We start from the raw sequence: 7,399 nt of genomic DNA on the forward strand, positions 1-7,399 counted from the left end.
CGTACGGCACGATCGCGGCCCGCAGGCCCGCACCGCGCCCAGAGGGAGGCTTCGACTTCTTCGGTACGCAGAAGGCCGCGGCCGCCATCGAGGCCGTGCAGAACACCGACCTCGCCCACGACGTCGGCGAGGTCGGTGTTCTGCACGGCCTCGATGGCGGCCGCGGCCTTCTGCGTACCGAAGAAGTCGAAGCCTCCCTCGGGGCGCGGTGCGGGCCTGCGGGCCGCGTACGGCACGATCGCGGCCGCGACCGGCACCGCCGACAGCGCGCTGGAGGCGGGCGGGAGCGCGGGAGCGGTGGCGGCCGTACGGGCGTGCTGCTCGGTTCCGACGGCCGCCGCGTGCTTCCCCTGCGGCTCCTCCGTCTCGCGGGCGCGCTCGGCGAGGTCGCGGGCGCGGGCCGCCTCGGCCGTACGGCGGGCCTGCTGGGCCGCGGCGTTGCGCGGGAGGTCGCGCAGCGCCTGGGCGGCGCGGCGGAAGGCCTCCGGGGTGGGCGTGGAGCCGGCGGCCGGCAGCGCCTTGGCCTCGGCTCCGGCGGCGGCGCTCGTCTCCAGGGCGAGGACGCGGCGGCCCTCCAGGGCGCTGGCGCGCTCGGTCTCCGCGGTGGCGTACCGGCGGAGCAGGTCGGCGTGCTCGCCGCGCAGCCCGGCGAGCTCCACGCGCTTGGCGCGGAGTTTGGCGTCGAGCCGGGAGCGCAGCGCCCGGGACTCCTCCAGGTCGGCCTCCAGCTCGGCGGTCCGCTCCTCGGCCTTCCACACCTCGGCGGCGCGGGCCCGGTCGAGCTCGGCGACCTTCAGGCCGGCGCTCCGGTCCCAACTGCGCATGAGGACGGCACCGGTGACGGCGGCGGCGGCCGCCGCGGCCGCGAGCAGCCGCGCGATCACCGGGTCACCGGGCAGCCAGGCGGCCGCGGCGCACACGACCGCGGCGCCGGCGACCGCGGAGGGCGGCAGCAGCTTGTGCAGAGGCGGGGAATGGCGGTGACGTCCACGTGGCATGGCCTGAAATTTACCGTGCGTAGGCGTCATGTGGGGCGTCGGCCCGGCAATCTCTTGTCCACTTCTCGCCATCAGAAGTGGATATCCATGGTTCCGGTTCCGTTTCGGGCCGACTCCCCTCCCCCGCCGTCTACTTCTTGAGCAGCCCCTTCGTCTCCAGATACTCCTTGGCGACGTCCTCCGGCTTCGCCCGCTCGGCGTCCACCTTGCGGTTGAGTTCGGCGAGATCCGCTGTGGTCAGCACCTTGGTGATGCCGTCGAGCGCGGCGGCTATCTCCGGAGAGCCGGCGTCCTTGGCGTTGACCACGGGCAGCACGTTGTCGGCGTTCTGCAGCTTCTTGTCATCGGTGAGGAAGACGAGGCCGTAGCCGTCGATCGTGGCGTCCGTGGTGGTCGTCAGGACCAGCTGGTCCACCCCGTCCTTCACCGCCTGCTTGGCCTGCGGCGTACCGACGCCCTTGGGGTCGATCCCGGCCACGTCGATCCCGTACGTCTTCTTCAGACCGGGCGCGCAGAAGGGGCGCACCGCGCATTCGTCACCGGCGGCGATCTTGATCTTCAGCTTCGCGCGGCCGAGATCGGAAAGGGTCGTCAGCTTGTTCTTCTCGGCGAATTCCTTCGTCACCGCGAAGGCGTTCTGATCGACCGCCGCTCCGGCCGCGAGCACCTTCAGACCGCGCGGTTCGGCGAGCTTCCGCAGCGCGTCGACGGTGGCCGTCACGTCGCCCGAGGCGACCGGCTCGTCCTCGGGCGCCTTCGGCCCGTTCACCTTCGCGTTGAGGAATTCCGCGACCGTCGCCGCGTATTCCGGGACGACGTCGATCTCGCCCTTCTCCAGGGAAGGTTCGTACAGTTCGCGATTCTTCACCGTGGTGACGGACACCGAGTATCCGGCGGCCCGCAGCGACTGCGCGTACAGCTCGGCGAGGACCTTGGCCTCCGTGAAGGCGGCCGCGCCGACCACCAGCGAGCCCTTCTCCCCGCCGCCGGACCCGCCGGAGCTCCCGGAGTCCTTCTTCTTGCCCTCCTCCAGGCTGTCGCCGCCGCACGCCGCGAGGGCGGCGGTCAGCGCCGCCGTCCCCAGCAGCGCGCCCGCGATACGCGAGACCCTGTTCACGAGATCACCCATCCCAGTCAGCGTTCGGTAAGTCTTCCGTCGTGTGCGAAAAGGCGGTCCGCGGCCACCAGGACGCCCTCCACCAGGAGGGCGAGCAGCGCCACGAGGACGGCGCCCGCGACCACCTGCGCGGTGTCGTACGTGGCGAAGCCGGCCGTGATGATCCGGCCCAGGCCGCCCTGTCCGACCATCGCGGCGACCGTCGCCGTGGCGACCACCTGCACCGCGGCCGAGCCGACCCCGGTCATCACCACCGGCCGGGCCAGCGGGAGTTCGACCCGCCGGAAGATCTGACCGCCCGTCATCCCCATGCCCCGCGCGGCCCGCACGGCGGCCCGGTCGACCTCCCGCACCCCCACGTACGCGTTGGTGAGGAGCGGGGGCATCGCGAACAGCACCAGGGCCACCACCGTCGGCACATAGCCGGCGTTCCGCAAGGGCGACACCATGAACAGGGCGAGCACCGCGAAGACGGGGATCGCCCGCCCCACGTTCGACACGTTCACCGCGAGCGCCCCGCCCCGGCCGAGGTGGCCGAGCCACAGGCCGAGGGGAAGCGCGAGCGCCGAGGCGATCAGGAGCGCGGCCCCGCTCACGTACACGTGCTCGGCGAGCCGCTGCCCGATGCCGTCCTCGCCCGTCCAGTGCGCGCCGGTGGTGAGCCAGGCCCAGGCATCCGTCACGACCCCCACCTCACTCACCTCCCGGCGCGGTCCGTATCCGGGTCCACGGCGTCAACAGCCGCTGGAGGCCCAGGAGCAGCAGGTCGGCGGTGACGGCGAGCAGCACGCAGAGGACCGAGGCGGCGAGCATCTGCGCCTTGAAGAAGGTCGGCAGCGCGTCCTCGATGAGGTTGCCCAGGCCGCCGCGGCCGACGACCGAGCCGACCGTCGTCAGCGCGATCGTGGAGACCGTCGCCATCCGTATGCCCGCCATCAGGACCGGGAGCGCCAGCGGGAGTTCGACCTGCCAGAGCAGTCGCAGCGAGCCGTATCCCATGCCCCGGGCGGCCTCCCGCGTCTCGGCGGGCACGGCCGCGAGCCCCGCCAGGGTGTTCCGCACGAGGATCGTCAGCGCGTACAGCACGAGGCCGGTCACGACGAGCGCCGCCGAGAGCCCGAAGAAGGGCAGCAGCAACGAGAACATCGCGAGCGACGGCACCGTGTAGAGCAGGGTGGTCAGGCCGAGGACCGGGCCGGCGAACCGGGGCCGGGCGCGGACGAGCAGCGCCAGGGGCACCGCGACGGCGAGCGCGATCAGCACCGACGCGACCGTGATTCCCACATGCTGGAGCAGTGCGTCCGTCAACTCCTCGCCGCGCGTGCGCAGGTACTCACCGCAGATCCAGTCGTTCGCGACCAGACAGTTCGGCGCGCTCATCGTCCCTCCCCCCGGTTCGTCCACCCTCCCGAACGCTTGTGTGACGACCCTAACCCCCGCCACCGACAATCACCGGGATCCGCCACAATGCGGCAACACGCCCTTCACACGCCCCCGTCGAGCAGGGGACAGAATGGGGAACCATGATCCGGTTCGAACGCGTGACCAAGCGGTACGACGACGGCACCACCGCCGTCGACGACCTCTCCTTCGAGGTCGCCGAGGGCGAACTCGTCACCCTGGTCGGCCCGTCCGGCTGCGGCAAGACGACCACGATGATGATGGTCAACCGGCTCGTCGAGCCGACCTCCGGCCGCGTCCTCGTCGACGGGAAGGACATCGCCGGCGTCGACCCGGTCGCCCTGCGCCGCAAGATCGGCTACGTCATCCAGCAGGTCGGGCTCTTCCCCCACCGCACGGTCCTCGACAACACCGCGACCGTCCCCGCCCTCCTCGGCTGGAAGAAGGCCGCCGCACGCGCGCGTGCCGCCGAACTCCTCGACCTCGTCGGCCTCGACCCGGCCGTGTACGGCTCCCGCTACCCCGCCCAGCTCTCCGGCGGCCAGCGCCAGCGCGTCGGCGTCGCCCGCGCCCTCGCCGCCGACCCGCCCGTCCTCCTCATGGACGAGCCCTTCGGCGCCGTCGACCCGGTCGTCCGCGAGCGCCTCCAGAACGAGTTCCTCGCGCTCCAGGCCACCGTCCGCAAGACCGTCCTCCTCGTCACCCACGACATCGAGGAGGCCGTCCGCATGGGCGACCGCATGGCCGTCTACGGACAGGGCCGCATCGAACAGTTCGACACGCCCGCCACCGTCCTCGGCTCCCCCGCCACCCCGTACGTCGCGGACTTCGTCGGCAGCGACCGCGGCCTCAAGCGGCTCGCGGTCACCCCCGTCACCGAAGCCGACCTCGACCTCTGGAAGGGAAGCCGCGAAGGGCACGTCGGAGGCCCCGAGGAGCACGAGGACGGCACCCGTGTCCCCCTCGGGACCTCCCTCAAGGACGCCCTCGCCGTACTCCTCCAGCACGACACCGGCCGCCTCACCGTCACCGGCGACGACGGCCGGCCGCTCGGCGTCCTCACCCCGGCCGGCGTCCACCGCGCCCTGCGCCGGGCCTCGGCACCCTCGGACAGGCCCCAGGACCTGTCCGAGGGGTCAGGGCCTAGGTCGCGCTGAGCTTCCCGGCCATCCACACCAGACCCGGCGGGATCTCCCGGTTCCACGTGTTGAAGTTGTGGCCGCCGCTCTCCAGGAGGATCGACGAGACCTCCGCCGGGCTCTTCACCTTCCGGATGAACTCCCGCGTCCCCTTCAGATTGCCCTCGCCCCGCTTCGACGACGTCACCAGGAACGACGAGCTCCCCTGCTGCCCGTGGTCCAGGCTCCACAGCAGGTCACCCCGCTTGCGCAGCTCGTCGTCCCCGTGGAACAGATCCCCGGTCGTGACGTCCTCCGCCGCCTTGTAGTACGCGGAGAAGCCCGCCCCCGCCGCGAACCGGTCCGGGTGGTGCAGTGCGATCTTCAGCGCGCAGTAACCGCCCGTCGAGTTCCCCATGAACCCCCAGTTCCGCGGCTGCGTCCCCACCCGGTACATCCCCGAGACCGCCTTCGGCAGGTCCTCCGAGAAGAAGGTCTCCGTCTGCGGACCCCCCGGAACGTCCACGCACTCGGTGTCCCGCGGCGGCGCCACCGTCGGCCGCAGCATCACCAGGATCATCGGTTGCATCCGCCCGTCCTTCGCCTGGGCGTACGCCGTCCTCGGATACTTGAGCCCCTTGATCAGGTTCTCCGCCGTCCCCGGATACCCCGTGAGCACCACCGCGGCCGGGAACGTGCGCTTCGCGTACCGCGCCTGGAAGTACTCCGGCGGCAGATACACATAGGCCGGCGAGACGATCTTCGACCGCTCGCCCGCCACCACGACCTTCTGGATCTGCCCCCCGACCGACGGACGGCCGCCCCCCGGCACGTCCAGCGCCTGCGTCCCCACGACCTTCACGTCCTTCGAGCCGGTCGCGTGGTCGACGACCACCCCCATCTCCTGCTCCTGCCCGAACAGGTCGGCCCACGAGCCGTAGAAGAGGAACGACCGGTTCGCCGCCAGACCCACCGCCGCGAACAGCGCCACCTGGGTGGCGAGGAGCAGCCCCACCCGGCCCACGACCTGCCGCCAGCCGTGCCGCGCGAGCCTCGGCCACAGCCAGACCGTGGCCAGGAACAGGGCCACGGCCAGCACGACGGCCGACACGAGGACTTTGTCGCTGGTGAGACCCATGAGACGACCGAGCCTTCTTTCCGAGATTTTCCTGTGCACGAATGAACCCGGTCCCGTACGCCGCCGTCATAGAAGGCGCACCAGCCGAGACGGCCCGCCGAACGCACCGCAGGGCCCGACCGGAGTCAAAGACCCTGCGCAGGACCACGGGAAGTACGGGAAGCCATGTCTGTCACGGTAGATGGGGACAAATCGGGATTGGTTCCGGTTCGGGTGCGGCGGATTCTCCGTGGCCCCCGCCCCGAGAAGGTCCCGGCCCTCGTCGGCACGGCCTGCACCCTCATCGGCCTCATCGACATCGCCGCCGGAGTCTTCCCCCGCTTCCGCGCGAGCCGCATGCACGCCGTCGCCGAAGTCCTCCCCGGCACCCTCGGCCCCCTCTCCGCCGCCCTCTCCCTGAGCGCCGGCGTCCTCCTCCTGCTCCTCGCGCACGGCCTCAAGCGCCACAAGCGCCGCGCCTGGCGCGCCGCCGTCGTCCTCCTCCCCCTCGGCGCCGCCGCCCAGTTCGTCTGGCGCCACTCCGTCCTCGGCACCCTCCTCTCCCTCGCCCTCCTCACCCTCCTCGTACGCCACCGGGGTGAATTCACCGCCCTCCCCGACCCCCGCAGCCGCTGGCGGGCCCTCGCCAACTTCGTCGTCATGGGCGCCGGATCCATCGCCCTCGGCCTCGTCATCGTCAGCGCCCACCCGCACCGCGTCGTCGGCAGCCCGAGCCTCGCCGACCGCCTCGAACACGTCCTGTACGGCCTCTTCGGCGTCGAAGGCCCCGTCGCCTACACCGGCAACGTCGACTGGACCGTCGGCTACTCACTCGGCGCCCTCGGCATGCTCACCGCCCTCACCACCATCTACCTGGCCTTCCGCCCCGAACACCCCGCCGCCCGCCTCACCGACGACGACGAGACCCGGCTCCGCGCCCTCCTCGACCGGCACGGCGGCCGCGACTCCCTCGGCCACTTCGCGCTCCGCCGCGACAAGGGCGTCGTCTTCTCCCCCAGCGGCAAGGCCGCCGTCTGCTACCGCGTCGTCTCCGGCGTCATGCTCGCCAGCGGCGACCCCATCGGCGACGTCGAGGCCTGGCCCGGCGCCATCGAACGCTTCATGGACGAGGCCAAGGCCCACTCCTGGACCCCCGCCGTCATGGGCTGCTCCGAGACCGGCGGCCAGGTCTGGACCCGCGAGACCGGCCTCGACGCCCTCGAACTCGGCGACGAGGCGGTCGTCGACGTCGCGGATTTCTCCCTCTCCGGCCGGGCCATGCGCAACGTCCGCCAAATGGTCAAGCGCATCGAACGCAACGGCTACACCACCCGGGTCCGCCGGGTCCGTGACCTCGACGACGAAGAACTCGAACGCGTCCGCCGCGCCGCCGCCGCCTGGCGCGGCACCGACACCGAACGCGGCTTCTCCATGGCCCTCGGCCGCATCGGCGCCCCCGGTGACGGCGACGCCGTCATAGCGACCGCCCACAAAGAGGACGATCCCGGCGGTACGGACTCCCCCTACGGCGACCTCAAGGCGATCATCCACTTCGTGCCCTGGGGCCCCGACGGCATGTCCCTCGAACTCATGCGCCGCGACCGCTCCGCCGACCCCGGCATGAACGAGCTCCTCATCGTCGCCGCCC

At 71.9% G+C, this 7,399-nt stretch carries 7 protein-coding genes; 2 read left to right on the plus strand and 5 right to left on the minus strand.

Annotation, left to right across the window (positions count from 1 at the left end; genetic code table 11):
* The 4 genes from CCN56_RS04345 to CCN56_RS04360 form a co-directional block, all read right to left on the minus strand.
* On the minus strand, nucleotides 1-998 hold a 998-nt coding region (locus CCN56_RS04345), incomplete at its 3' end, for a hypothetical protein (protein WP_256961726.1).
* Between the two features lie 130 nt (nucleotides 999-1,128).
* Nucleotides 1,129-2,127, minus strand: coding sequence for an ABC transporter substrate-binding protein (locus tag CCN56_RS04350; protein WP_086823805.1), 999 nt, complete (start codon nucleotides 2,125-2,127; stop codon nucleotides 1,129-1,131).
* A 5-nt stretch (nucleotides 2,128-2,132) separates the two neighbouring features.
* The gene (locus CCN56_RS04355; RefSeq protein WP_086823807.1) at nucleotides 2,133-2,807 is read right to left on the minus strand and encodes an ABC transporter permease; all 675 of its coding nucleotides are present in this window, start codon (nucleotides 2,805-2,807) and stop codon (nucleotides 2,133-2,135) included.
* A 1-nt stretch (nucleotide 2,808) separates the two neighbouring features.
* On the minus strand, nucleotides 2,809-3,495 hold the full coding sequence (locus CCN56_RS04360; protein ID WP_086823809.1) for an ABC transporter permease: 687 nt from the start codon (nucleotides 3,493-3,495) through the stop codon (nucleotides 2,809-2,811).
* 143 nt (nucleotides 3,496-3,638) lie between these two features.
* Between CCN56_RS04360 and CCN56_RS04365 the strand changes: the two genes are divergently transcribed.
* Nucleotides 3,639-4,673, plus strand: coding sequence for an ABC transporter ATP-binding protein (locus CCN56_RS04365; protein WP_086823811.1), 1,035 nt, complete (start codon nucleotides 3,639-3,641; stop codon nucleotides 4,671-4,673).
* Here the strand turns inward: CCN56_RS04365 and CCN56_RS04370 are convergent.
* On the minus strand, nucleotides 4,660-5,772 hold the full coding sequence (locus tag CCN56_RS04370; RefSeq protein WP_086823813.1) for an esterase family protein: 1,113 nt from the start codon (nucleotides 5,770-5,772) through the stop codon (nucleotides 4,660-4,662). The two genes, CCN56_RS04365 and CCN56_RS04370, sit on opposite strands and share 14 nt — an antisense overlap.
* 165 nt (nucleotides 5,773-5,937) lie before the next feature.
* Here CCN56_RS04370 and CCN56_RS04375 point away from each other — a divergent pair.
* Nucleotides 5,938-7,399 (plus strand): phosphatidylglycerol lysyltransferase domain-containing protein (locus CCN56_RS04375; protein WP_179199683.1); only part of this gene is annotated, 1,462 nt, incomplete at its 3' end.

It is taken from the genome of Streptomyces sp. NRRL B-24572 (assembly GCF_002156145.1).
GTDB classification, from domain to species: domain Bacteria; phylum Actinomycetota; class Actinomycetes; order Streptomycetales; family Streptomycetaceae; genus Streptomyces; species Streptomyces vietnamensis.

What these genes read in the sequence shown, in the direction of transcription:
- CCN56_RS04370 (WP_086823813.1), bottom strand. Translation starts at nt 5,772, where the DNA reads ATGGGTCTCACCAGCGACAAAGTCCTCGTGTCGGCCGTCGTGCTGGCC.
- CCN56_RS04360 (WP_086823809.1), bottom strand. Translation starts at nt 3,495, where the DNA reads ATGAGCGCGCCGAACTGTCTGGTCGCGAACGACTGGATCTGCGGTGAG.
- CCN56_RS04365 (WP_086823811.1), top strand. Translation starts at nt 3,639, where the DNA reads ATGATCCGGTTCGAACGCGTGACCAAGCGGTACGACGACGGCACCACC.
- CCN56_RS04350 (WP_086823805.1), bottom strand. Translation starts at nt 2,127, where the DNA reads ATGGGTGATCTCGTGAACAGGGTCTCGCGTATCGCGGGCGCGCTGCTG.